Annotated in this window: 13 protein-coding genes; 9 read left to right on the forward strand and 4 right to left on the reverse strand. The window is 72.9% G+C overall.

The window, feature by feature from the left end; all coding sequences use genetic code 11:
- Nucleotides 1–120 precede the first annotated feature (120 nt).
- Entirely contained in the window at nucleotides 121–879 is a 759-nt protein-coding gene (locus E1265_RS06925) for an IclR family transcriptional regulator C-terminal domain-containing protein (RefSeq protein WP_243740585.1), read from the forward strand.
- A gap of 475 nt (nucleotides 880–1,354) precedes the next feature.
- On the opposite strand, the gene E1265_RS06930 is transcribed toward E1265_RS06925, so the two are convergent.
- Nucleotides 1,355–3,703: a polysaccharide lyase 8 family protein gene (locus E1265_RS06930; RefSeq protein ID WP_132929332.1), complete on the reverse strand. Its 2,349-nt coding sequence runs from the start codon at nucleotides 3,701–3,703 to the stop codon at nucleotides 1,355–1,357.
- Between the two features lie 323 nt (nucleotides 3,704–4,026).
- Nucleotides 4,027–4,365, reverse strand: coding sequence for an antibiotic biosynthesis monooxygenase (locus tag E1265_RS06935; protein WP_132929333.1), 339 nt, complete (start codon nucleotides 4,363–4,365; stop codon nucleotides 4,027–4,029).
- 125 nt (nucleotides 4,366–4,490) lie between these two features.
- Here E1265_RS06935 and E1265_RS06940 point away from each other — a divergent pair, with 125 nt between their 5' ends.
- Entirely contained in the window at nucleotides 4,491–5,378 is an 888-nt protein-coding gene (locus tag E1265_RS06940; RefSeq protein WP_132929334.1) for a GNAT family N-acetyltransferase, read from the forward strand.
- A gap of 75 nt (nucleotides 5,379–5,453) precedes the next feature.
- Here the strand turns inward: E1265_RS06940 and E1265_RS06945 are convergent, their stop codons facing one another.
- Complete coding sequence (locus E1265_RS06945) at nucleotides 5,454–5,882, reverse strand: OsmC family protein (protein WP_132929335.1); 429 nt, start codon at nucleotides 5,880–5,882, stop codon at nucleotides 5,454–5,456.
- Between the two features lie 127 nt (nucleotides 5,883–6,009).
- Here E1265_RS06945 and E1265_RS06950 point away from each other — a divergent pair, with 127 nt between their 5' ends.
- Nucleotides 6,010–6,771: a nucleotidyltransferase domain-containing protein gene (locus tag E1265_RS06950; RefSeq protein WP_132929336.1), complete on the forward strand. Its 762-nt coding sequence runs from the start codon at nucleotides 6,010–6,012 to the stop codon at nucleotides 6,769–6,771.
- On the opposite strand, the gene E1265_RS06955 is transcribed toward E1265_RS06950, so the two are convergent.
- Nucleotides 6,740–7,405 (reverse strand): SDR family NAD(P)-dependent oxidoreductase, encoded by a 666-nt coding sequence (locus E1265_RS06955; RefSeq protein WP_132929337.1) that lies wholly within the window; start codon nucleotides 7,403–7,405, stop codon nucleotides 6,740–6,742. The genes E1265_RS06950 and E1265_RS06955 overlap by 32 nt on opposite strands.
- Before the next feature lie 427 nt (nucleotides 7,406–7,832).
- On the opposite strand from E1265_RS06955, the gene E1265_RS06960 reads away from it, so the two are divergent.
- The 6 genes from E1265_RS06960 to E1265_RS06985 all read left to right on the forward strand — a co-directional run.
- On the forward strand, nucleotides 7,833–8,681 hold the full coding sequence (locus E1265_RS06960) for a sterol desaturase family protein (protein WP_243740586.1): 849 nt from the start codon (nucleotides 7,833–7,835) through the stop codon (nucleotides 8,679–8,681).
- A gap of 316 nt (nucleotides 8,682–8,997) precedes the next feature.
- A complete protein-coding gene (locus tag E1265_RS06965) occupies nucleotides 8,998–18,321 on the forward strand; it encodes a non-ribosomal peptide synthetase/type I polyketide synthase (RefSeq protein ID WP_243740587.1) in 9,324 nt (3,107 codons plus the stop codon).
- Complete coding sequence (locus E1265_RS06970) at nucleotides 18,311–20,038, forward strand: NAD(P)/FAD-dependent oxidoreductase (protein WP_132929340.1); 1,728 nt, start codon at nucleotides 18,311–18,313, stop codon at nucleotides 20,036–20,038. The genes E1265_RS06965 and E1265_RS06970 overlap by 11 nt, the downstream gene beginning before the upstream one ends.
- On the forward strand, nucleotides 20,028–21,692 hold the full coding sequence (locus tag E1265_RS06975) for an NAD(P)/FAD-dependent oxidoreductase (protein ID WP_132929341.1): 1,665 nt from the start codon (nucleotides 20,028–20,030) through the stop codon (nucleotides 21,690–21,692). The genes E1265_RS06970 and E1265_RS06975 overlap by 11 nt, the downstream gene beginning before the upstream one ends.
- Nucleotides 21,693–21,732: 40 nt before the next feature.
- The gene (locus tag E1265_RS06980) at nucleotides 21,733–23,442 is read left to right on the forward strand and encodes an NAD(P)/FAD-dependent oxidoreductase (protein WP_132929347.1); all 1,710 of its coding nucleotides are present in this window, start codon (nucleotides 21,733–21,735) and stop codon (nucleotides 23,440–23,442) included.
- 91 nt (nucleotides 23,443–23,533) lie between these two features.
- The coding region (locus tag E1265_RS06985; protein ID WP_132929342.1) for an MMPL family transporter at nucleotides 23,534–25,014 on the forward strand (1,481 nt) is incomplete at its 3' end.

Here is a 25,014-nt window from a genome sequence, read left to right on the forward strand (position 1 = left end):
GTCGGTAGCGCGACCGCGTCGGTACACGGAGCAACGAACGGCGTCAATGAACGCACCATGGGCGCCTTTCGTCGCTACGCTTGTACGAGCGAACACGGGGAGGACTGGCAGGAGGTCGATGTGGCGATCGCGTCCGGGCGCACCGCTCCCTTGCACTCGGTGCGGTACGCGCTGCGCTTGCTGGAGGCCGCGGCCGATCACCCCGAGGGCCTGACCGAGGAGCGGCTGGTCCAGGGGGCCGGCCTGCCGCCGGGCCAACAGCGGGGCATCCTGCGGATGTTGATCCGGGACGGCTATCTGCGGCGGCTGCCGGACGGCGCGTTGACGGTCGGCGAGGCGCTGCTGGGGCTGAGCTCGGGCGCCGAGCGGCAGCAGCTGCGGCGCGAGCGGCTCCAGCGGGCGTTGGACACGCTGCGGGACTCGATCGGCGCGGCGGTCTACCTCGCCCGCTACACCGACGGCGAGTTGGAGGTGGCGCACATCTCCGGGACGCCGCAGCTGCCGGTGGTCAACGAGTGGGTCGACTTCCGCTCCGCGGCGCACGCCACGGCGATCGGCAAGTGCCTGCTCAGCCAGCTCGACCACGACGGCCGGCAGGACCACCTCTCCCGCCACAAGGCGGCCCGGCTGACCTCGCGCACCATCACCGACAGGCGAACGCTGCTGAGCGCGCTCGACCGGCAGCCGGCCACCATGCCGGTACTCGACATCCAGGAGTACGCGGTCGGCACGCTCTGCGCCGCGGTTCCGCTGACGGCGGGCGCGACCGTCGGCTGCCTGGCCCTCTCCCTCCCGGTCGGCCAGGCACATCGCCTCCGGATGGCTGCCGAAGCGCTCAACCGCCAGGCGGCACCGACGCTTCTGACGCTGGCGCTGTGAGTCCACGCCGACCTGCCGGCCCGCGCTGACGCTGCCGCTGAGACACCGCACCAACCTGCCGGCCCGCGCTGACGCTGCCGCTGAGACACCGCACCAACCTGCCGGCCCACGCTGACGCTGCCGCTGAGACACCGCACCAACCTGCCGGCCCACGCCCCGACCTGGGCGGGGGCTTCGCCCCCGCAGCCCCGGCTTGCGGCGCTCACCGCGCATTCCGACCGAGGCCGCCGCACCAGCTGTCTCACGGTCGCCCGGCCCGCGGCCGCGCGCCTCTACGCTCATCGCGCGAAAGGGGCGGGCGGTCTGGGCAGCGGCCACCGCGGCCAAGCGGCGCGGCCGCCGGGCCGGCGCGTAGCGCCCCCCCGCGGCGCGCGAAAGGGGCGGGTGGCGGGGAAAAAACTCCACCGCGACGCCGCGCGGGCCTACGGCCGGCGCGCAGCGCCCCCCGCAGCGCCCCCAGCGCCCCGGCGTCGGGTCAGTGGCTGCGGCACGTGAACGTCGCCGTAAGGGTGGTGCCCCGGCTGGCGGCCGTCTCGGCGCGCAGCCGGATCGTGCCGGGGGTGGATGGCAGGAGGGTGAGGCCGGAGTCAGCTTCCCGGAGGGTGTGGCGGCCGCGGACCGTGATCGTCAGCCGTACGGCGGCGGCGAGGCGCGCGGGGTCGGCGAGGGCCAGCCGCAGGGTGCGGTCGTCCTCGCGGAGCAGCAGCACCGCGCAGGGCGCGTCGGCGGTGACGCCGGCCGCCGAGCCCGGTGCGAAGAAGGCCACGGCGGTCAGCTGGCCGGCGCGGAAGGCGTGGACGTCGCGGTCGAGTCGCCGCACCTCGACGCCGGGGCGGGCGGCCCTGGCGGCGGTCTCAGCCGCCGTCGCGCCGGGCAGCAGCAGGTGCGCGTGGCAGGCGTCGAGGGGGTCGACGCCGTGGTCCTGCCAGAGGGTGACGAAGCGGCGGGTGATGGGCGTCGTCGGGCCGCCCCGGCGAATCTCGCTCCAGGCGCCGGTGCGGTCTTCCCGCAGGGTGTGGAGCGCGGAAGGCCGGTGCGGGAAGACGTAGCCGCCGACGCCCGACAGGTGTGCCCAGCGGGGCGCCGGCCGGTCGTCCACCGACAACGCGCCGTCGGTCCGCCGGTGTTCGACGACCGTCTCGATCCGGCGCCCGCCGGTCGCGGTGATCCCGGAGCCGGCGGTGAGCACCGCGTCGGGCAGGAAGAGCCAACTCCTGCGTGCCCGGAGCGTGGAGTCGATGCCGCGGAGGTCCATGCCGGCCAGGGCGAGGTCGCCGATCCGCACCTCGCCCGACCAGGCGGCCCCGGAGAGCGGCACGTTGTCGTTGTCGCCGCCGGCACCGACCGGCAGCGGTGTGGTGTCGACCGTGACGCCGGGCAGGCGTTTGGCGTCGCAGGTGGGCCAGTAGGCGTCGGAGTAGTGGAACGGGTCGGCGTCCAGGGCGAGTTGGTGCATGCCGTCGCCGGTGTGCCAGCCGCGGGCGTTCTCCCCGTTCATGTACTCGTAGCGGGCGACCCGGTTGGAGTTGAGCGACAGGCAGTAGGTCCAGCCGGGGCGGCGGTGGACGAAGCGCTCCATGTCCGGGTAGCCGAAGTGGCCGAGCGGCCCGGCGGCCGGGGCGATCGCCGCGTCGTCCAGCACGGCCGCCGCGGCCGCGATCTGGGCCGGCTGCCGGGCGGCGAGCGGCCGCCAACCGTTCTCCGCCAGCCACGCCTTGGCGGTGGCCCGCAGCCGGCCCACGGTCGCGGCCTCGGCCGCCGGCAGCGCGTCGGCCAGCGTCAACAGGTCGACGGCCAGCTTGAAACCGTCGTCCGCGTCGGTGGCCGTGTCGCGGGAGATCGCCCGGCCGCGCACCGCGTCGAGCATCGCGCCACGGTGGACGAACGGAGCGAAGCTGCGGTCGACCGCCTCGGTGGTGAGCCGGCGCTCGGCCGCGCCGACGCCCCATTCCGTGCCGGCGAGCAGCGACATCAGCTCGGCCATGCCCTTGACCAGCACTTCGCCGTAGGTGCCCAGGTAGGCGACCCAGGTGTGCATGAGGAACGAGCCGTCCGGGTGGAAGCCGTCGCCCTCGAGCACCGGGTCAAGGACACCCGCCAGCGCGGACGCCGCCAGCGTCAGGCGCTCGGGGGCGGCGCCGAGGGCGCCCCGCAGCGCCACGACCCGGCACAGATCGACCCGGTTGGCGCCCGTCGACTCAAGCTCGCCGCGGAGCATGCGGCGCGGGTCGGGCACGAAGTGGTCGACGGCGGCCAGCAGGCCGGCCCTGGTCTCCTCGTCGAGGGCCGGGCCGAGCAGCGTCAGGGTGTCCGTGAGGTGGCGCGGGGTGCCGATCTCCCAGTCCCACCAGTTGCCGTACTGGGCCTGTCCGGCGCGGTAGCGGGCCCGCCACAGGACCCGGCAGCCGGCGGCCGCGCGGCCCTTCGCCGCCTCGTCGCCGTGCAGCGCGCCGCCCTCGGTGGCGCAGGCGACGGCGATGGCGCGCAGCCGGGAGGCGGCGGCGGTCACGTTGGCCGAGAGCGCGGGCTCCTCGGCCAACGGCAGGTCGGGCCACGGGGTGGCGGCGTCCTCGTCGGTGACCAGTGTCGCCAACCGGTTCGCGGCGGAACGGTCCTGGGCCGCCACCGCCTGCGCGTACGCCCCGGCGTACGCGCCGTCCGGCGCGCCGGGGCCGAGCAGGACACGCCGCCATCGATCACACAACTCGCTGAACACGTTGGTCACGTCCGAGGCCAACGCCGGCGCACCCGGCGAAACCAACGCCGGCAGCGCCACGCCGCCCACCGCGGCCAGGCCGCGGCCCAACACCGTCCGCCGTCTCACACGAGGCTGTCTACCCGACGCGGGCGCCTCTCAGCCGCCGCCACGCGCCGCAGAGCGGCAAAGCGGCGGCCGGGACACGAGCCGCGCCACCATCCCGGCGCCTACGCACCTTCGGCGCCGCCAGGCAGCGCAGCCGTGGCCAGACAGGCCGCGCGCACCCAAACTCACGCGCCGTCAGGCGCCGCCCACAGCGGCCAGGCCACGGCCAGCACCGTCCGCCGTCTCACACGAGGCTGCCTACCCGACACGGGCGCCTCAGCCGCCGTTGCGCACCTACGCCGCCGCTGAACGACCAGGCGCGCACCCGCCCGCCGACCCGGCGCTCAGGCGCCTTCCGCGCCGTCAGGCGCCTTCCGCGTCTTCGGCGCCGCCTGTTGCACCACCTCGAACGACCACAGCGTGGCGCCGGAGGCAGCCGGCCGGCCGCCGCCCTGGTGGGCCTGCCGCATCTCGCCGTTCATCCAGTTCTGGAAGTCCTCCTCGCTGCGCCAGCGGGTGTAGACCAGGTACTGGTCCGTCCCCTCCACCGGCCGCAGCAGTTCGAACCACTCGAAGCCGTCCTGGCTCTCCACGAGCCCCGCCCGGGACGAGAACCGCTGCTCCAGGACCTCGCGCTGCTCCTTCGGCACCGTCAGGACGTTGATCTTCACCACGCTGGGCATCCGCGCACCTTCCACGACAGGGATGGCCGGGCCTCGCCCGGCCCCGACCAGGTGGGAGCCAGTCTGCTACACCCGCGGGGACCGGCCGACGCCGGCGGCCCCGAGCACGTCAGGGATCATGAGGCATGCACCCGGACGACTGGCACCTCACCGAAGACGTCGACGAGTTCCTGGCCCAGGCCGGAGACTTCCTGCGTTCGCGCCCCGCCCTGCACAACACGCCGCTGACGGTGATCGAGAAGCTGCGGCGACGCGGCGCGTACGCGCCCGGCACCGAGGCCACCGTCTTCGGCCGGCTCGAGTCGGGGGGCGAGGTCCGCGCCATCTGCTACCGCCCGCCGACCCGCCGCCTGACCCTCACGCCCCTCTCCGCAGACCGGGCCGACGCCCTCGCCGCCCACCTGACCGACCTCGGCCTCCCACTCTGCGGCGTCCTCGCGGACCACGACACCGCCACCGCTTTCGCCGAGGCATGGCAGCGGCGCACGGGCGCGGCGTCGGCGCCCGGCTGGCGTGCCCGCCTCCACCGGCTCGGCACGCTCACCCCGCAGGAGCCGTTCCCGGCGGGCCGTGGGCGGGTCCTTGACGCGCGGGACCACGAGCAACTCGTCCGCTGGTGCCGCGAGTTCTGCGCCGACGTCGGCGAGCGGAGCTCCATGGACGCCATCGACGCCGGCTCCTGGGCCGACACGCGGTTCGCCGACAAACACTTCACGTTCTGGGAGACCCCGGACGGCACTCCCGTCTCCATGGCGGGCTCGACCTCGATGGTCGGCGGCATGATCCGGGTCGACCCCGTCTACACCCCGGCCCACCTACGGGGGCGCGGCTACGCGGGCGCCGTGACGGTCGAGGTGAGCAGGGCCGCGCTGGCCGCCGGCGCGACGGACGTCGTCCTGTTCGCGGACCCGGCCAACCGCACGAGCAACGCCCTCTACCAGCGACTCGGATACGTCCCGGTGGCCGAGTTCACCGGGTACGACTTCTCCCCCGAAGCGCCGGAAGCCGGTTAGGCACCCGACCGGCACGGCGCGGTGCGGACGGGTGGCCTCCCGGCGCGGAGCGCGCCGAGGGGCCACCCGGGTGGTTCAGTCGAGGAGTTCGGCCTCGAGGGAGATGGTGGTGCCGGCCAGGGCCTTGCTCACCGGGCAGTTGGCCTTGGCGGTCTCGGCGGCCTGCTGGAAGTCGTCGGCGGAGATGCCGGGCACCCTGGCCTTGACCTTCAGGACGATGCCGGTGATGCCCTCGCCCGGCTGGAAGGTGACGCTGGCCTGCGTCTGGACGGACTCCGGCGGGGTGCCGGCGCCGGCCAGGCCGTGGGAGAGCGCCATCGAGAAGCAGGAGGAGTGCGCCGCCGCGATCAGTTCCTCTGGGCTGGTGCGGCCGTTGGGGTCCTCGGCCCGGGACGCCCAGGTGACGTCGAACTTCCCCACCCCGGACGAATCCAGGGAGACGTTGCCGGCGCCCTCGAGCAGGGAGCCCTCCCAGTTCGTCGTCGCGATGCGTGTGGTTGCCATGTCGTCGCTCCTTGGTGGCTGAACCGGATCAGCGGTCACGTACGGATATACACGCTAACGCCGTCCCGCGCGTCACGGTGGTCGCGGTGGCACCCGACACCGGGATCCGGTCTTGTAGGGTCCCGGCATGTTCGTGGAGGCGGAGCGGGACCGGGTGCGGGCGCGGCTGTTGACGCGGGCGCGGACGGACGCCGACGTGTCGGCGGCGGCGTTGACGGGTTCCGCGGCGCGTGGCGCCGAGGACCGGTGGTCCGACGTCGACCTGCTGCTCGCGGTGGCGCCCGGCCGGGTGGTGGCGGAGGTGCTCGGCTCCTGGAGCGAGTTCGTGTACGGGGAGCTCGGCGCGCTGCACCACTTCGACCTGCGGTCCGGGTCGACCGTATACCGCGCCTTCCTGCTGGGCGACGGTCTCGAGGTGGACCTCGGGTTCACGCCGGCGGCCGAGTTCGGGCAGGTGGGGGATGGCGGCTTCCGGGTGGTGTTCGGGGAGGCCGTCGAGCCACGCCCGGCGGCGGCGGACGCGCGGGGGTTCGTCGGCTTCGCCTGGCACCACGTGCTGCGCGCCAGGGCCGCGATCGAGCGGAACGCGCCCTGGCTCGCCGAGTACTGGATCAGCGGGGTGCGCGACCAGGTACTCGCGCTCGCCTGCCTGCGGCTCGGGCTGCCGACCGCCTACGCCAAGGGCGCCGACCAGCTGCCGGCCGGGATCACCGGGCCGCTGGCCGAGGCGTTGGTGCGCGAGCTGGGCGCGGCCGAGCTGCGGCGCGCCCTGGCGGCGGCGACCCGCGCGCTCCTCGACGAACTGCGGGCCGCCGACGCGGCGTTGGCCGAGCGGCTGGCCGGGCCGCTGCGGGCGGCTAGTGCGGATCCGGGCGCGGGCCGTGGGTGACCTCGCGCTGCCAGTCGGCGCGGGCCTGGGTGTGCAGTCGCCAGTAGTGCTCGGCGATGTCGTCCGGGTCGAAGTCGGTGCCCGGCGCGACGGGGCCGGCCACGGTGACGGTGGCCACGTGGACGCCCGCGGGGCCGTACTCCTCGTCGAGTAGCGCGACCAGGGCGCGCAGCCCGGCCTTGCCGAGCGAGAGGCTGGTGTACGCCGGCTTGGGCTCCGGCATGCCGCCGGTGACCAGGTAGGTGCCGGCCCCGTGCCGCGCCATCGCCGGCAACAGGTGGCCGGCGGCGGTCAGCGCGCCGCCGACGTTGACGGCCCAGGCGTCGAGGTGGGCGCGCGCGGGGAGTTCGCCGGGGGCGTCGGGGCGGATGAGCGCCGCGTTGTAGACGAGGACGTCCGGCGGGCCGAGCTCGGCGGTGGCGGCGTCCAGGACGGCGCGTAGCCCGGCCTCTTCGGTGGCGTCGGCGGTCAGGGCGAGGGCGCGCGTCCCGAGGTCGGCGACGGCCTCCGCGGTGTCGTGCGCCGTCCGCGCGGTGCGGGCGACGGCGGCCACCGGCAGTCCCTCGCGCGCGAACCTGCGGGCGACCGAGCGGCCGATCCCCGGTCCCGCGCCGATCACGATCACTCCTGGCATGGCTGCGGTGTTCCTTTCGCCCCGGTGGGTGGCTGGCGAGGGCGAGCGTAGGCCCTCACATCGGTGTCAGGGCCAGCGCGGAGCGCGACGCGGGATGGACACGCCTTCGACACGACGCCGCCGCACGCACACAACCAGAGGGGCGACGCCGGGGAGCGTGGAGGCGACACAGGGGCGCGCGAAATGGGATCTGCCACCCCCTACAACCTGATACGCCCCCCTCCAGTCATTGCTCGGCGTATTTGATCAAATCCATACTGTTGATGATCTTTCCAAGCGTCGTCCGCCCAGGGGTCACGGACCGGCGCGCGGTCACACGAGATCCGTGTCCAGAGGGGTGGGTGATATGGGCCTCAGGTCCCCAATCAACAGCGATGTCTCACAGCCATCGTCACAACCGGCTCCGGAGGCTGAGTCCCCGGAGGCCGTGCCCGCGTGGGCACGGGCGCTGCGGCACCTCGCGTACCCGATCCTGCTCGGCTCCGTCGTCGCGGTGTCCACGCTCGGGATCGCGCGGGACCGGGAGCTCGAGGCCGTCGGCTTCCTCTTCGTGCTCGGCGTCCTGCTCTACCTCGTGGTGCTCGAGCGGCTGATCCCCTACGACCGCTCCTGGCACCCGAGCCGGCGCGAATGGCGCTGGTACGGCGCCTACTTCCTGCTGACCGCGCTCGGCGGCGCGCTGGCGCAGGCGCTGGTGCTCGCCCTGGTGGGCGTCGTCTCGCTGCCCGAGTCGGCCCTGCCGCTCGGCGTCGAGATCCCGCTCGCCGCGCTGCTCGGCTCGCTGGCCAACTACCTGGTGCACCGGCTCGGGCACACCAACCGCCACCTGTGGCGGTTGCACGGCGTCCACCACGCCCCCGACAAGGTCAACATCGGGAACAACAGCGTCAACAACATCCTGGACGTGGTGCTCGCCCAAGGCGCCACCCAGCTCTCGCTGGCCCTGGTCGGGTTCTCCGAGGCGTCCGTGTTCGCCGTCGGCCTGTTCGTCGTCGCCCAGGGCTACTTCACGCACGCCAACGCCGACGTGCGCATCGGTTGGCTCAACCACATCGTCTCCAGCCCGGAGCAGCACCGGCTGCACCACAGCACCGACCTCTCGGAGGCGGGCCACTACGCGGCAGATCTCTCCATCTGGGACCGGGTGTTCGGCAGCTTCACGTGGCGCCCGGGGCGCCGGCCGGCCTCGGTCGGCCTGGTCGACCCGACCTCGTTCCCGCCCACCGGGGCCGTGCTCACCAACCAGTTCCGCCCCTGGCGCCGCCCCGCCAGGTAGTCGCGGCCTCACGGCCGGGACGCGACACGGCACCTGTCAGAACGGCCGTGCGTGGCGCTGGTACGGCGCCACGCCGTCACCGCCTGCCGCACGCCGACGTCGGGCCGTCGGCGGACCAACCACCGACCGGCACCGTCGCCACCACACCGTCCCCCCACCGTCACCGCCCAACCGTCACCGCCCAACCGTCCCCTGCGGCGCCCTGTTCGCGCGCCCATCCAAGGAGAACGACCACATGACGGACGCACGCAACGTCCCCATTCAGGCCACCGCCGCCGAACAGAACGCCACCGGGCAGAAGTTCGCCATCATCGGCATGGGCTGCCGTCTCCCCGGCGGCGCCTCCGACTACCGCGCCTTCTGGCGGAACCTGATCGAAGGCAAGGACTGCCTCACGCCCACCCCGGCCGACCGCTACGACGTGACGACGCTCGGCAGCCGGGACGAGGCGAAGCCCGGCCGGCTCATCGGCGGCCGCGGCGGGTACATCGACGGCTTCGACGAGTTCGACCCCGCGTTCTTCGGCATCTCCCCGCGCGAGGCTGAGCATATGGACCCGCAGCAGCGGAAGCTGCTCGAGGTCGCCTGGGAGGCGTTGGAGGACGGCGGCCAGAAGCCGGGCGAGCTCGCCGGGACGGACGTCGGCGTCTTCGTCGGCGCCTTCACCCTGGACTACAAGATCATCCAGTTCGCCGACCTGAGCTTCGAGACCCTGGCCGCGCACACCGCGACCGGCACGATGATGACGATGGTGTCGAACCGGATCTCCTACTGCTTCGACTTCCGCGGCCCGAGCGTCTCCCTCGACTCGGCGTGCAGTTCCTCGCTGGTCGCCGTCCACCTGGCCTGCCAGAGCCTGGCCCGCGGCGAGACCCGGCTCGCGCTCGCCGGCGGCACGCTGCTGCACTCGGCGCCGCAGTACACCATCGCCGAGACCAAGGGCGGCTTCCTCTCCACCGACGGCCGCTCCCGCACCTTCGACGCCTCGGCCAACGGCTACGTGCGCGCCGAGGGCGTGGGCGTGGTGGCCATCAAGCGCCTGGCGGACGCGGAGCGCGACGGCGACCCGATCCACGCCGTGATCATCGGCTCGGGCGTCAACCAGGACGGTCGGACCAACGGCATCACCGTGCCCAGCGCCGACGCCCAGGTGGCGCTCATCGAGCGGGTCTGCGCGGAGGCCGGGATCGCCCCCGGCGACCTCGGCTACGTGGAGGCGCACGGCACCTCCACGCCCGTCGGCGACCCCATCGAGGCCAACGCGCTGGCCCGCGCCCTGGCCGTGGGCCGGGCGCCGGGCGCGCCCTGCTACGTGGGCTCGGTCAAGACCAACATCGGGCACACCGAGTCGGCCGCCGGCATCGCGGGCCTGATCAAGACGGTGCTCTGCCTCAAACACGGGGTGATCCCGCCGCACATCAACCTCGACGAGCTCAACCCCAAGATCGACGCCGACAGCCTGCCCTACCGGATCCCCACCGAGGTCACCCCGTGGCCTGAGCACACGGGCACGGCCCGCGCCGGGGTCAACTCGTTCGGCTTCGGCGGCACCAACGCGCACGTCCTGCTGGAGCGGGCGCCGGCACCGGTGGCCGCCGAGCAGCGGCAGGCGGCGGTGGCCGCGGGCCCGGCGTACGCGATCCTGCCGCTGACGGCGCGCGACCCGGCGGCCTTCCCCGAGCTGGTCTCCGGCATCAGGCGCGAGCTCGCCGGCGCGAACGGCGCCCCGCCGGTGGCGCTCGACGACCTGGGGTACACCCTGGCGCACCGCAGACAGCACCTGGAGTCCCGGCTCTCCGTGGTCTACGACTCGCGGGCCGCGCTCGACGAGGCGCTTGCGGCGTACGAGCGCGGCGAGGAGCACCCCCGCGTGCTGACCGGCCAGCAGCTTGACCCCGAGGAGCGGCGCCTCGTCTGGGTGTTCACCGGCATGGGACCCCAGTGGTGGGCCATGGGGCGGCAGTTGTTCGCCACCGAGCCGGTGTACCGGGAGGCCGTCGAGCGGGTCGACGCGGAGATCGGCAAGCTGACCGGCTGGTCGCTGATCGCCGAGCTGGCGGCGGACGAGGCCGAGTCCAACATGGCGGAGACCTGGCTCGCGCAGCCGGCCAACTTCGCGGTCCAGGTGGGCCTCGCCGCGCTGTGGCGCAGCCGCGGGGTACGGCCCGACGCGATCGTGGGCCACAGCACGGGCGAAGTCGCCGCGTTCTACGAGGCCGGCGTCTACACGCTGGCGGACGCGGCGCGCGTGGTGGTCCACCGCAGCCGGCTCCAGCAGCAGTTGGTGGGCACCGGCACGATGCTCGCGGTGAGCCTGTCGGAGGAGGAGGCGGCCCGCCGGGTACGGCCGTACGGGAACCGGGTGTCGATCGCCGCGGTCAACTCGCCGACCGGGATGACGCTGTCCGGCGACGAGGACGCGCTGGCCCGGCTGGCCGCCGAGCTCAGGGCCGAGCAGGTCTTCGCGAAGTTCCTCACCGTGAAGGTGCCCTACCACAGCGCCAGGATGGCGGACATCAAGGAGGAACTGCTCGCCTCGCTGGCCGACATCAAGCCGCTGCCGGCCCAGGTGCCGCTCTACCTCACGGCCATCGAGGGCGAGTTGGCGGTCGGCACCGAGCTCGACGCCGACTACTGGTGGCTCAACGTGCGCGAACGCGTCCACTTCAGGGCCGCCGTCGACCGGCTCGCGCGGGACGGCTACGGCGTCTTCCTGGAGATCGGCCCGCACCCGGTCCTCGGCCACTCGATCCGCGAGTGCCTCGACGAGCGCGGCGCCAGGGGCGTGGTGGTGCCCTCCATCCGCCGCCTCGAGGACGAGGCCGAGCGGTTCGCGATGTCGCTCGCCGCCCTGCACAACCTGGGCGTGCCCATCGACTGGGCGACGCAGCACCCGACCGGCTCCCCGGTGACGCTGCCGCGCTACCCGTGGCGGCGCGACCGGTACTGGGTGGAGCCGGCGCCGGTGGCGGCGGTGCGGCTCGGCCGGCTCGACCACCCGCTGCTCGGCCGCCGTCTCGCGTCGGCCGAGCCGGTGTGGGAGGCCAGCCTCGACGCGGAGGCGCTGCCGTACCTCGAGGACCACAGGATCCAGGGCAACGTGCTGTTCCCGGCCGCCGGTTACCTGGAGATGGCCATCCAGGCGGTGCGCGCGCTCACCGGCTCGACGGACGCGGCGCTGGCCGACATCGAGCTGCGCAAGGCGCTGTTCCTGCCGGACGGCGAGGTCAGCACGGTGCAGCTGTCGTTCTCCGGGGAGGGCGCGGGCTTCACCGTGGCGAGCGTCCCGCGCGCCGGCGCCCACGACCAGGTGGTGCACGCCAGCGGGGTGGTGCGGGCCGTGCAGCGGCGCCGGCTGAGCGCCGTGCTCGACCGGCCCACGATCACCGGGCGCAGCGCGCGCGAGCTGACCGGGCCCGACTGCTACGCGGCGCTCGCGGCCCTGGGCTACCACTACGGTCCCGCCTTCCAGGGCATCGAGCGGGTGTGGATCGGCGAGGACGAGGCGCTGGCGCTGATCAGGCCGCCCGCGGAGCTCGGGGACGACGCGGCCCGCCACCACATGCACCCGGTGCTGCTCGACTCCTGCTTCCAGACGCTGCTCACCCCACAGCTCCTCGCGGCCGGCGGGGACGACGCGGCGGGCACCGGGATCCGGCTTCCGCTGTCCATCGGCGAGGTCCGGCTCGACGCGGTGGGCGACCGGCCGCTGTGGGTGCACGCCACCATCAGCAGGGACGGCGACGACGAGCTGATCGGCGACATCGCGATCTACGGGGAGGACGGCGCGTCACTCGGCCGGATCTCCGACTTCCGGGCGGCCGACGTGGAGAAGGCCGCCACCGCCGTCGGCCTGTCCACGATCGACGGCTGGCTGGCCGACGTGGCCTGGCGGGAGGCGCCGCTCGCCGCCGAGCAGGCCGAGCGGATCCACCAGGTGCCAGGACGGCTGCTGATCCTGGCGGACGGCTCCGGCGTGGGCGACGAGTTGGCGGCCGCCGCCCGGGCGCACGGCGGCCGCTGCCACCTGGTGCGCGCCGGCGAGGAGTACGCGCTGGACACGGAGCGCGAGGAGTCCACCGTCGACCCGGGCTCCGCCGGCCACTTCGGCCGGCTGCTGGCCGAACTCACGGCGGACGGCGGCCCGTTCGACGCGATCGTGCACCTGTGGAACCTGGACCTGCCGGAGTTCGAGGCCAGCGGGCGGGACGCGCTCGGTGAGCACGCCACGCTCGGCGGGTTCTCGCTGATCACCCTCGCCCAGGCGCTGCTCGACGGCCGGCACGACGGCCGGCTGCTGGTCGTCACCCGGGGCACGCAGGCGGTGTCCGAGGGCGCCCGGGTCGAGCCGCTCGGGGCGCCGGCGTGGGGCATCGGCCGGGTGCTGTGGTACCAGGAGCTGCCGGGGCACCAGGGGAAGCTGGTCGACCTGGAGCTCGGCGGCGGGCGGGACACGGCGGCCCGGCAGGCCGAGGCCAGGGCGCTGCTGCGGGAGCTGGCCGCCACCGACGAGGACGAGGTCGCGCTGCGCGACGGCCGCCGCTACACCAGCCGGCTGCGGGCCGCCGAGGCGTTGAGCCGGCCGCTGCCGCTGCGGCTGCGGGCCGACGGCGGCTACCTGGTCACCGGCGCCTTCGGCGCGCTCGGCCGGCTGCTGTGCCGCACCCTGGTCCGGCGGGGCGCCCGCCGACTGATCCTGGTGGCCCGCACGGCGCTGCCGCCGCGCGAGCGGTGGCGCGACCTGGAGCCCGACTCGCCGGAGGCGCGGAACGTGGCGCTGGTCAAGGAGTTGGAGGCGCTGGGCGCCCACCCGGTCGTGGTGCGGCTGAGCATCACCGACGAGGCGGCGTTCGCCGACTGGCTGGCCGAGTACCGGCGGAGCGAGGCGCCGCCGATCCGCGGCGTCTTCCACCTGGCCGGGCAGGTGCGGGACACCCGGGTGCCGGAGATGGACCGGGCCACCTTCGACGGGGTCTACGACCCGAAGGTGGCCGGCGCGACCGTGCTGCACCGGGTGCTGGCGGACGAGCCGCTCGAGCACTTCGTGCTGTTCGCCTCGGTGGCCTCGGTGCTGACCACCGCCGGCCAGACCAACTACGCGGCGGGGAATGCGTTCCTCGACGCGCTCGCGCACCACCGGCGGGCCAGCGGCCTGCCCGCGCTCAGCCTGGACTGGGGGCCGTGGGCCACCGGCATGATCGAGGACCTTGGCCTGATCGACCACTACCGCAACAGCCGGGGGATGAGCTCGCTCTCGCCCGAGGCCGGTATGGCGGTGCTGGAGCGGGTCATCGGCCAGGACCGGGCGCAGTTGGTGGTGGCCACCATCGTGGACTGGCCGACGTTCCTCGCCTGGTACGACGTGCCGCCGCCGCTGGTCGCCGAGTTGGCGGCGGCCGGCAGCGGCCCGGCGGCGGGCGAGGCGAGCAGCTTCCTTGACGCCTTCCGGCAGGCCGGCGAGGAGAAGCGGCCGCTGCTGCTCACCGAGCGGTTCACCTCCCTGGTGGCCACGGTGCTGCGGGTGCCGGCCGAGCGGGTCGCCCCGTCCGTCAGCCTCAACTCGCTCGGCCTCGACTCGCTGTTGGCGATGGAGCTGCGCTCCCGGGTGCAGACCGAGTTGCAGGTGGCCCTGCCGGTGGTGGCGCTGCTGAGCAGCGCGCCGATGAGCGAGCTGATCGCGCAGGCGCACGACGGCCTGCTCGGCCTGGTGGCGGACGGCGCGGGCGGGGGCGGCGGCGCGGCCGTCGAGCGGTTCGAGGACGAGTCCCGCTATCCGCTGACGCAGAACCAGAAGGCGCAGTGGTTCCTCAAGCAGCTCCACCCGGACGGCTTCGCCTACAACATCGGCGGCGCCGTCGAGGTCCGCGTGGAGCTCGACCCCGAGCTGATGTTCGAGGCGGTGCGGGCGCTGGTGGCCCGCCACCCGAGCCTGCGGGCCAACTTCCTGCTGGAGGACGGGCAGGCGGTGCAGCGGATCTCCCCCGAGGTCGACGTGGACCTGAAGCTGTTCGACGTCGAGGGCACCCCGTGGGACGAGATCTACCAGATGATCATCCGCGAGTACCGGGCGCCGTACGACCTGGAGAAGGACCCGCTGTTCAGGTTCCGGCTGTTCCGGCGCGGGCCCGACCGCTGGCTGATCATGAAGGCCGTCCACCACATCATCTCGGACGCCATCTCGACCTTCACCTTCATCGAGGAGCTGCTGGCGCTCTACGAGGGGCTCCGGCAGGGCCGCCGGGTCGAGCTGCCGCCCGTCTCGGCCCGCTACCTCGACTTCCTCAACTGGCAGAACGAGTTCCTGGCCGGGCCCGAGGCGCGGCGGATGCTTGAGTACTGGACGTCGCACCTGCCGGAGGAGGTGCCGATCCTCAACCTGCCGACGGACAAGCCGCGTCCGGCGGTGATGACGCACAACGGTGCCTCGGAGTTCTTCGTCCTCGACGAGGAGCTGAGCTCCCGGGTGCACGCCCTGGCCCGCGAGCACAACGTGACGGTGTTCATGGTGCTGCTCGCCGCCTACTACGTGCTGCTCCACCGGTACTCAGGTCAGGACGACATCATCGTCGGCAGCCCGGTCACCGGCCGTACCCAGGAGGAGTTCGCCAGCGTCTACGGCTACTTCGTCAACCCGCTGCCGCTGCACGCCGACCTGTCGGGGGCGCCGTCCGTCGCCGAGCTGCTCGACCAGGTCCGCACCATCGTGCTCGGCGGCCTCGACAACCAGGAGTACCCGTTCACGCTGCTGGTGGAGAAGCTCGGCCTGCAGCACGACCCGAGCCGGTCGGCGGTCTTCCAGGCGATGTTCATCCTGCTGCACCACAAGGTGGCCACCGAGAAGTACGGCTACCGCCTGGACTACATCGAACTGCCGGAGGAGGAGGGCCAGTTCGACATCACGCTGTCGGCCTACGAGGAGGAGTCGGAGGGCCGGTTCCACTGCGTGTTCAAGTACAACACCGACCTGTTCCTGCCGGAGACCATGCGGCGGATGGCCGGGCACTACGTCAACCTGCTGGCGGAGCTGACCGGTTCGCCCGGTGACCAGCCGATCAGCGGCCTGGCCATGCTGGGCGCCGAGGAGCGGAGGAACATCCTCACCGAGTGGAGCGGCGCGGCCCTGGCCGAGCCGGCTCTGCTGCCGGTGCACGAGCTGATCGCCGAGGTCGCCGGCGAACACCCGGACGTGGTCGCGCTGTCGGCCCCGGCAGAGGCCGGGCCGACCGAGCGGCTGAGCTACGCCGAGCTGGAGGCCGACGCCGAGCTGCTGGCGCGCGGGCTGCGGTCCAGGGGCGTGGGCGAGGGCTCGGTGGTGGCGATCTGCCTGGAGAAGTCGCCGCAGCTGGTGACCGCGCTGCTCGCGGTCCTCAAGGCGGGCGGCGCCTACCTGCCGCTCGCCCCGGACCACCCGGCCGGCCGGCTCACCTACATGGCGGACACGGCCGAGGCCGTGCTGGTGATCGCCGAGGAGCGCGGCCGGAAGCGGCTGTCCGGCGCCAAGGCGCCCGCCGCCTCGCCCGAGGAGCTGCGCGCCGAGGGCGCCAAGGAGCAGTGGGCCCCGGCCACCCCCGTCGCCCTCGACTCCCCCGCCTACGTCATCTACACCTCGGGCTCCACCGGGCGCCCCAAGGCCGTGCGGGTCAGCCACCGTTCGCTGGCCGCCGCCTACGCCGGCTGGCGCGCCGAGTACCGGCTCGACAGCGAGGTCAGCGTCCACCTCCAGATGGCGGCACCCTCGTTCGACGTCTTCACCGGCGACCTGGTGCGGGCCCTGTGCTCCGGCGGCACCCTGGTGCTGATCGGCCGCGAGCTGCTGTTCAACACGGCCCGGCTCTACGACACGATGCGCGCCGAGGGCGTGGACTGCGGCGAGTTCGTGCCCGCGGTGGTGCGGGGGCTGCTCGACCACTGCGAGAGCGCCGACGCCAGGCTCGACTTCATGCGTCTGGTGATCGTCGGCTCGGACGCCTGGAAGGTCGCCGAGTACGAGCGGCTGCGCGCCCGCTGCGGCCCCGACACCCGGGTGGTCAACTCGTACGGCCTCACCGAGACCACCATCGACAGCGCCTACTTCGAGGGCCCGGCCACCGGTCTCGAGCCGAGCCGGATGGTGCCCATCGGCCGCCCGTTCCCGGGCAGCGCGCTGTACATCCTGGACGCGCAGGGCGAGCCGGTACCCGCCGGTGTGCCGGGCGAGCTGTGGATCGGCGGCGCCGGCGTCTCCCTCGGCTACGCGGGCGACCCCGAGCAGACCGCGCGGCGGTTCGTCACCCGCACCCTGAGCCGGGAGCCGGGCGCGGCGCCGGTGCGGCTCTACCGCACGGGCGACCTGGCCCACTGGGACGCGACCGGCAGGGCGCACCTGCTCGGCCGGTCAGACTCGCAGATCAAGGTCCGCGGCCACCGCATCGAGCTCGGCGAGGTGGAGTCCCAGCTCGCCGCCTGGCCGGATCTCGCGGCCGCCGTGGTCACCGTCCGCAGGGACGCCCGCGGCGAGGCGACGCTGTGCGCCTACTGCGTGCCGGCCGACGGCACCCCGCTCGACACGCGTGAGCTCCGCCGCCACCTGGCCGGCTACCTGCCGACCTACCTGATCCCGTCCGCGTTCGTGGAGTTGGAGGCGCTGCCGCTCACGCCCAACGGCAAGGTGGACGTGGCCGCGCTGCCCGCGCCGCCGACCGACCTCGACGAGGATATGGAGGAGCCGCCGACCACCCTGTTCGAGGTGCGGATGGCGGAGCACTGGAAGGCGCTGCTCGGCGTCGAGTCGGTGGGCCTGCACCACGACTTCTTCGAGGTCGGCGGCAGCTCCATCCGGCTGATCGAGCTGATCCACCACCTGCAGCACGAGTTCAACATCTCGATCCAGGTCAGCCAGCTGTTCAAGGTCACGACCCTGCACGGCATGGCCCGCACCGTGGAGGACATCACCACGGGCCGGATCGCCGGCGCCCAGCCGTACCTCACCTTCAACGGGGAGCAGGGCCGCCCGCTGTTCTGCTTCCCGCCGGCCGGCGGCCACGGCCTGGTCTACCGCCAACTGGCGGCGCGGCTGCCGGAGTACCGGTTCCTGTCCTTCAACTACATGTCGGGCGACGACAAGATCGCCCGCTACGCCGACCTGGTGGAGTCGCTGGGGACCGAGGATCCGTGCGTGCTCTTCGGCTACTCGCTCGGCGGCAACCTGGCGTTCGAGGTGGCCAAGGAGCTGGAGTCCCGCGGCCGCGAGGTGTCCGACGTGATCATCATGGACTCGTACCGGATCGCCGAGGCCTTCGAGATGGGGCCCGAGCACTTCAGGGCGTTCGAGCACGAGCTGGGCGAGCACCTGCGCAAGCACCTCGGTTCCGACCTGGTCGCCGAGGAGACGTTGGAACAGGCCCGCGAGTACCTCGACTTCTGCAGCAGAACACCCAACACCGGGACGGTGGCCGCGGCCGTCACCGTGATCTCCGACGAGGAGAAGGTCGCGTTCTACGCGGCCGGCAAGCACGGCAGTTGGCACGGCACGTCCAGCAGCCACTCGGCGGTGCTGCGCGGCGCCGGGACGCACGCCGACATGCTCGACGAGGACAACCTCGCCCACAACGCGCGGCTGACCCATGCCGTGCTGACCGGCGGTGAGTCCCGTGCTGCCTGACCGCGTCACCGAATGGGGCCGCCCGGCTGTGCCGGGCGGCCGCCCCCGGGTCGTCATCGTCGGCGGCGGGATCGCGGGCCTGGCCACCGGCTGCTACGCCCAGATGAGCGGCATGGACACCCTGATCCTGGAGAAGCACGTGCTGCCCGGCGGCTACTGCACCGCCTGGGCCCGGCAGGGCTACATCTTCGACTACTGCGTCGACTGGCTCAGCGGCACCGGCGAGTCGGGCGACGCCGCCCAGGTGTGGCGGGAGCTCGGCGCCCTCGACGGCAAGGAGATCGCGCACTTCGAGATGTTCAACCGGGTGATGGACGAGACCGGCAGGTCCGTCACCTTCTACAACGACCCGGACCGGCTCGAACGCCACCTGCTCGACCTCTCGCCCGCCGACGCCCAGCCGATCCGGCAGCTCTGCCGCTATCTGCGCGGCTTCCTCGACGCCCACCCGTACCCGATCCTCAAGCCGCCGCCGCTGAAGTCGGCGCCCGAGAAGCTCGGCACCGCGCTGGCCACCCTGCCGCTGCTCAGGCTCTTCTACCGCACCGCCACCACCCAGATGGCGGACCTCGCCCAGCGGTTCAGGGACCCGCTGCTGCGGCGCGCGTTGCCCAACATCATCCTGCAGGACCCGGTGGGCTTCCCGGTGTTGCCCTACCTCTACGGCATGGCCCGCGCGCACAACCGCAACGCGGGCTTCCCCGAGGGTGGTTCGCTCGGCCTGGTGCGTTCCATCGAGGAGCGGTACACGACGCTCGGCGGGCAGCTCGCCTGCCGGGCCCGGGTCGACCGGATCCTGGTGGAGGGCGACCGGGCGGTTGGCGTCGAGCTGAAGAACGGCACCCGGATCCTCGCCGACCACGTGGTGTCCGCCTGCGACGGCAACACCACGATCAACGGGCTGCTCGGCGGCGCGTACACCAGCCCCCGGGTGAACCGGCTCTACCGGGAGATGCTGCACGATCCGGACAACCTGTTCCCGGCGGCCGTCTCCACCTACTTCGGCATCGACGGTCCTGTCATGACGGACGACCCGCACAGCACCACCTACCTGCTGCCGCCCGAGGAGGGCGCCGAGCTCTTCGGCGGCCTGCACAGCACCATGGTGGTGCAGTTGTTCAACCACTACTGGGACGGCTTCGCGCCGCCCGGCAAGTCGGTGATCCGCTGCACCTACTTCAGCGACTTCGAGGTGTGGAAGAAACTGCGCACCTCCGACCGCCGCGAGTACTGGACCACCAAGCGCCGGGTGGCCGACTTCCAGCGGGAGTTCCTCGACCGGCTCTACCCCGGCATCGACGAGCGGATCGAGGTGGTGGACATCGCCACCCCGGTCACGGCCCACCGCTACACGGGCAACCACAACGGCAGCATCTTCGCCTGGAAGCCGTTCTCGCCGGCCGACGACGAGGTCACCAAGCTGATCAACAAGGACCGGATGCGGCTGCCCGGACTCGCCGGCTTCTCCATGACCGGCCAGTGGGTCGGCATGGGCGGGCTGATCCGGGCGGCCACCACCGGCCGGTTCGTCGTCCAGTTCATCTGCGAGGAGCTCGGCCTGCCGTTCCGCCCCTCGCTCAGCCCGGGCGGCGGGCGCTGGCACCGGGAAAAGCTCGGCCACCTGCCGCAGCTCGACACCCGGGCGCTGCGACAGCTCAACTCCCGCGCCGCCCGCGGAACCGAGGCCACCGCGGCCGGAGGCTCCCATGCGGCGTGACAGGGCGTGGCGCGGCGCGGGACGGCCCCGAGTGATCATCGTCGGCGGCGGCATCGGGGGCCTGGCCACCGGCTGCTACGCGCAGATGAGCGGCATGGACACGCTGATCCTGGAGAAGCACGTGCTGCCCGGGGGTGGCTGCACCGCCTGGGCCCGGCAGGGCTACGTCTTCGACTACTGCATCGAGTGGCTGATCGGCACCGCGGTGGGCAACGAGGCCCACCAGGTGTGGCGGGAGCTGGGCGCGCTGGACGGCAAGTCGGTGCGAAACTTCGAGATGTTCAACCAGGTGGTCGGCGAGGACGGCCGCGCCGTCACCTTCTACAACGACCCGGACCGGCTCGAACGCCACCTGCTCGACCTGTCGCCCGCCGACGCCGAGCCGATCCGCGCCTTCTGCGGCTACCTGCGCCGGTTCACCGAGTTGGACGGCGTGTTCTCGTTCCTCAAGCCGAAGGCGCTGCTGACGCCGCGCGAGAAGCTGCGGGCGCTGCGCGCCGTGCTGCCGGCGCTCGGACTCTTCTACCGCACGGCGACGACCCAGATGGAGTCGTTCACCGAGCGGTTCGAGGACCCGCTGCTGCGGCGTGCGTTCCCGTATGTCTTCTTCCAGGACCACGAGACGTTCCCGCTGCTGCCCTACCTGTTCAATCTGGCGGCCGCGTACCACGACAACGCCGGCTTCCCGCAGGGCGGTTCGCTCGGGCTCGCGCGCTCGATCGAGAGCCGCTACCAGTCGCTCGGCGGGACCGTCCGCTACCGCACCCGGGTGAAGCGGATCCTGGTGCAGCGGGACCGGGCCGTTGGCGTGGAGCTCAGGGACGGCTCCCGGCACTACGCCGACCACGTCGTGGGCACCTGCGACGGCCGGACCCTGATCTACGACCTGCTGGGCGGCCGGTACACCGGGCCCCGGATCACCAAGCTCTACACGGACCTGCTGCACCGGCCGCAGGCCATCTACCACGGCGTGGTCTCGGCGTTCGTCGGCTTCCGCGGCGACGTCCCGCCGGACGCGCCGCACAGCGCAACCTACCTGCTGCCGCGGCACGACGCGCTGCGGCTGCCCGGGGTGCTGCAGGACAGCATGGTGGTGCAGCTCAGGTCACGCTACTCGGACGGCTTCGCGCCGCCCGGCCACTCGGTGATCCACTGCACCTACTTCAGCGACTACGCCTTCTGGCGGTCGCTGCGCCAGGCCAACCGCCGGGACTACCGCGCGCGCAAGGCCGAGGTCGCCGCGTTCGTCAGGGACTTCCTTGAGCAGCGGTACCCCGGGATCGCCGAGCGCGTCGAGGTGATCGACGTGGCCACGCCCGCCACCCACCACCGGTACACCGGCACCATCGGCGGCTCCATCCTCGGCTGGAAGTCGTTCTCTGAGGCCGACGACATCCTGGCCAAGGTCGTCAACAAGGACCGGATGCGGCTGCCTGGGCTCGCCGGCTTCTCGATGGCCGGCCAGTGGGTGCACTCCGGCGGCCTGGTCTCGGCCGCCGCATCCGGCAGGTTCGCCGTGCAGTTCCTCTGCGCCGAGCTCGGCGTCCCCTTCCGCGCCTGGGAGAGCGAGGAACACGAGGCGTGGCACCCGGGGAAGCTCGGCCATCTCCCCCAACTCGACAAGCCCGTCCAGCTCGACACGCGGTCCACGTAGCGGACGGCGGGAGGAAACCGTGCCAGCAGAACGCCAGTCCATGATCATCATCGGTGCGGGGCTCGGAGGGCTCTCCACCGGCTGCTACGGCCAGATGAACGGCTACGACACCCGCGTCTTCGAGATGCACGAGATCCCCGGCGGCTGCTGCACCGCCTGGGACCGGGGCGACTACACGCTGGACTGCTGCATCAGCTGGCTGTTGGGCAACGGCCCGGGCAACGAGATGCACCAGATCTGGCTCGAGCTCGGCGCCCTCCAGGGCAAACAGATGCGGCACTTCGACGTCTTCAACATCGTGCGGGGCCGGGACGGCAGGGCGGTGTACTTCTACTCCGACCCGGACCGTCTCCAGGCGCACCTGACGTCCATCTCGCCCGCCGACGCGCGCCGGATCAGGAGCTTCTGCGACGGCCTGCGCACGTTCCGCAAGGCGCTCGCCGTCTACCCGTTCCTCAAGCCGGTGGGCCTGATGGGCCGGCTGGAGCGCTGGCGGATGCTGGCGTCGTTCATCCCCTACTTCAACACCATCCGCAAGTCCATCACGGTGCTGATGACGGACTACTCGGCGAAGTTCAAGGACCCGCTGCTGCGGGAGGCGTTCAACTTCATCCTCTACGAGAAGCACCCCAACTTCCCCGTGCTGCCCTTCTACTTCCAGCTCGCCTCGCACGCCAACCTGTCGGCCGGCGTGCCGGAGGGCGGCTCGCTCGGGCTCGCACGCTCGATCGAGCAGCGCTACCTGCGGCTCGGCGGCGAGATCACCTACAACGCCAAGGTCGAGGAGGTGCTGGTCGAGAACGACCGGGCGGTCGGCGTCCGGCTCTCCGACGGCCGGGAGTTCCGCTCCGACATCGTGGTCTCCGCCTGCGACGGCTACACCACGATGATGAAGTTCCTCGGCGGCCGGTACACGGACGACACCTACCGCCAGCTGTACACCGAGACCATCAAGGAAGACGGCATGGTCTTCCCCGGGTACTTCACGCTCTTCCTCGGCCTGCGGCGGAGGTTCCCCGAGGGGGACCCGTGCACCACCCACCTGCTGTCCGAGGAGGAGGCGGCCAGGCTGCCCGGCATCCGGCACCCCAGCATCAACGTGCAGTTCCGCAGCATGCACTACCCGGAGCTCTCGCCGGACGAGACCTCCGTCGTCTACGCCACCTACTTCTGCGACATCGGGCCCTGGCGCGAGCTGCACGACGGGCCCGAGCAGGCGACGCGGACCCGGCGCGGCACCGAGATGCACACGCTTCCGGTGCGGCGGTCCAGGGAGTACCTGGCGGCCAAGCGGAAGGCCCGGAACGCGCTGGTCGCCTGGCTCGACGAGCGCTACCCGGGCATCAGGGACGAGATCGCGGTCCGTGACGTGTCGACGCCGCTCACCCAGGTCCGCTACACGGGCAACTACGACGGCACGGTGCTCGGTTGGCAGCCGTTCGTGGAGAGCGGCGAGACCATGGAGGAGCAGATCAAGAAGCACGGTCCCGGGCTCCCGGGGCTCGCCAACTTCTACCTCTCCGGGGTCTGGGCCACCACCGGCGGGCTGATCCGGGCGGCGGCGGCCGGGCGGCACGTGATGCACTTCATCTGCCGCGACGACGGCAAGGAGTTCACCGCCGAGATCGACCGCACCGCGCCCCCGCCCACCCATGTGATCGTGCCGGTGGGGCCACGCCGGTCGGCACCGCCGGCACCTGCCCCGGCGCCCGCAGAACGGCCCGTACCCACCGGCTCCTCGGCCCGCTAGCCGGTGTCGTCGCCAGGGACGGCTCGTGGATGTCACATCCGGGGCCGTCCCATCCGTCTTCCCTTCCGAACCCACGAACGAAGGGAAGGCCATGCTCGCCAGACTGTCGGAGTTCCTGCTGCCCCGCCGCCGGGCCGTGCTGCTGGTCGCGGTGCTGCTCGCGCTCGCGGCCGGCGCCGCCGGCTCCGCGGTGTTCGACCGACTGAAGACCGGCGGCTTCGACGACCCGGGCTCCGAGTCCGGCCGCGCCGCCACCGAACTGGTCGAACGCTTCGGCCGCGACGACCTCAACCTGGCGCTGCTCGTGCACGCGCCAGAAGGCGTCGACGCCCCGGCCGCCCGGGCCGCGGGGGCCGCGCTCAGCGAGCGCCTGGCCGCCGAGGACGGCATATCGGACGTCACCTCCTACTGGCTCACCGGCGCGCCCCAACTCAGGTCGGGCGACGGCGAGTCGGCGCTGATCCTGGCCGCGATCGCGGGCGACGACAACGAGGCGACCCGGCGGCTCACCGACCTCGAACCGGCCTACGAGGGCGAGCGGGACGGGCTCACCGTCGAGATCGGCGGCGCCGCCATGGTCAACAAGGAGCTCGGCGAGATCAGCGAACGCGACGCCGTGCGTGGCGAGATGATCGCCTTCCCGGTGATGCTCGTCGTGCTGGTGCTGATCTTCGGCAGCCTGGTCGCCGCCACCCTGCCGCTGGTCATCGGCGCCGTCACCATCCTGCTCTCCTTCGGCCTGCTCTGGCTGATGGCCACCGTCTCCGACATCTCCATCCTCGCCCTCAACGTGGTGACGCTGTTGGGTCTGGGCCTCGCCGTCGACTACAGCCTGCTGATGGTCAACCGCTACCGCGAGGAGCTGGCCGCCGGCCGCGCCACCGGACCCGCCGTCCGCGCCACCATGGCGTCCGCCGGCCGCACCGTGCTCTTCTCGGCCGTCACCGTCGCCGTCACCCTCGCCTGCCTGGCCTTCTTCCCGCTGCTCGCGCTGCGCTCCATCGCCTACGCCGGCATCGCGGTCGCCCTGCTCAGCGCGCTGGTCACCCTCACCGTGCTGCCGGCGCTGCTCGCCGTCCTCGGCCCGCGCGTGGACCGCGGCCGGCTCCCGCTGCTGCACCGCGCCAACACCCCGGCCCACGACGACGACATCGCAGCCGGCTTCTGGCACCGCCTCTCGTCGTTCGTGATGCGCCGCCCGATCCCCATCGCCACCCTGGTCACCGCCGGCCTGCTGCTGCTCGGCGCGCCCTTCCTCAACATCACCCTCGGCACCGCCGACGAGCGAGTGCTGCCCGAGTCAAGCTCGGCCCGGCAGGTCGCCGAGACGCTGCGCGCCGACTACGACTCGGGCGAGAGCCAGGCGCTCAACGTCGTCCTTCCCCAGGCGCCTGACTCCTCGGGCGAGCTCGCCGACTACGCCACCACGCTCTCCGAACTCCCGGGCGTGGCCCGGGTGGACACCGCGACCGGCACCTACGCCCAGGGCAGCCAGGTGGCCCCGCCGGACGTCCGCCACGAGGGCTTCGCGGCCGGCGGCGGCATCGCCGCCGGCTTCCGCTCCCTGATGAA

Source organism: Streptomyces sp. 8K308 (assembly GCF_004348315.1).
GTDB lineage: Bacteria > Actinomycetota > Actinomycetes > Streptomycetales > Streptomycetaceae > Streptomyces.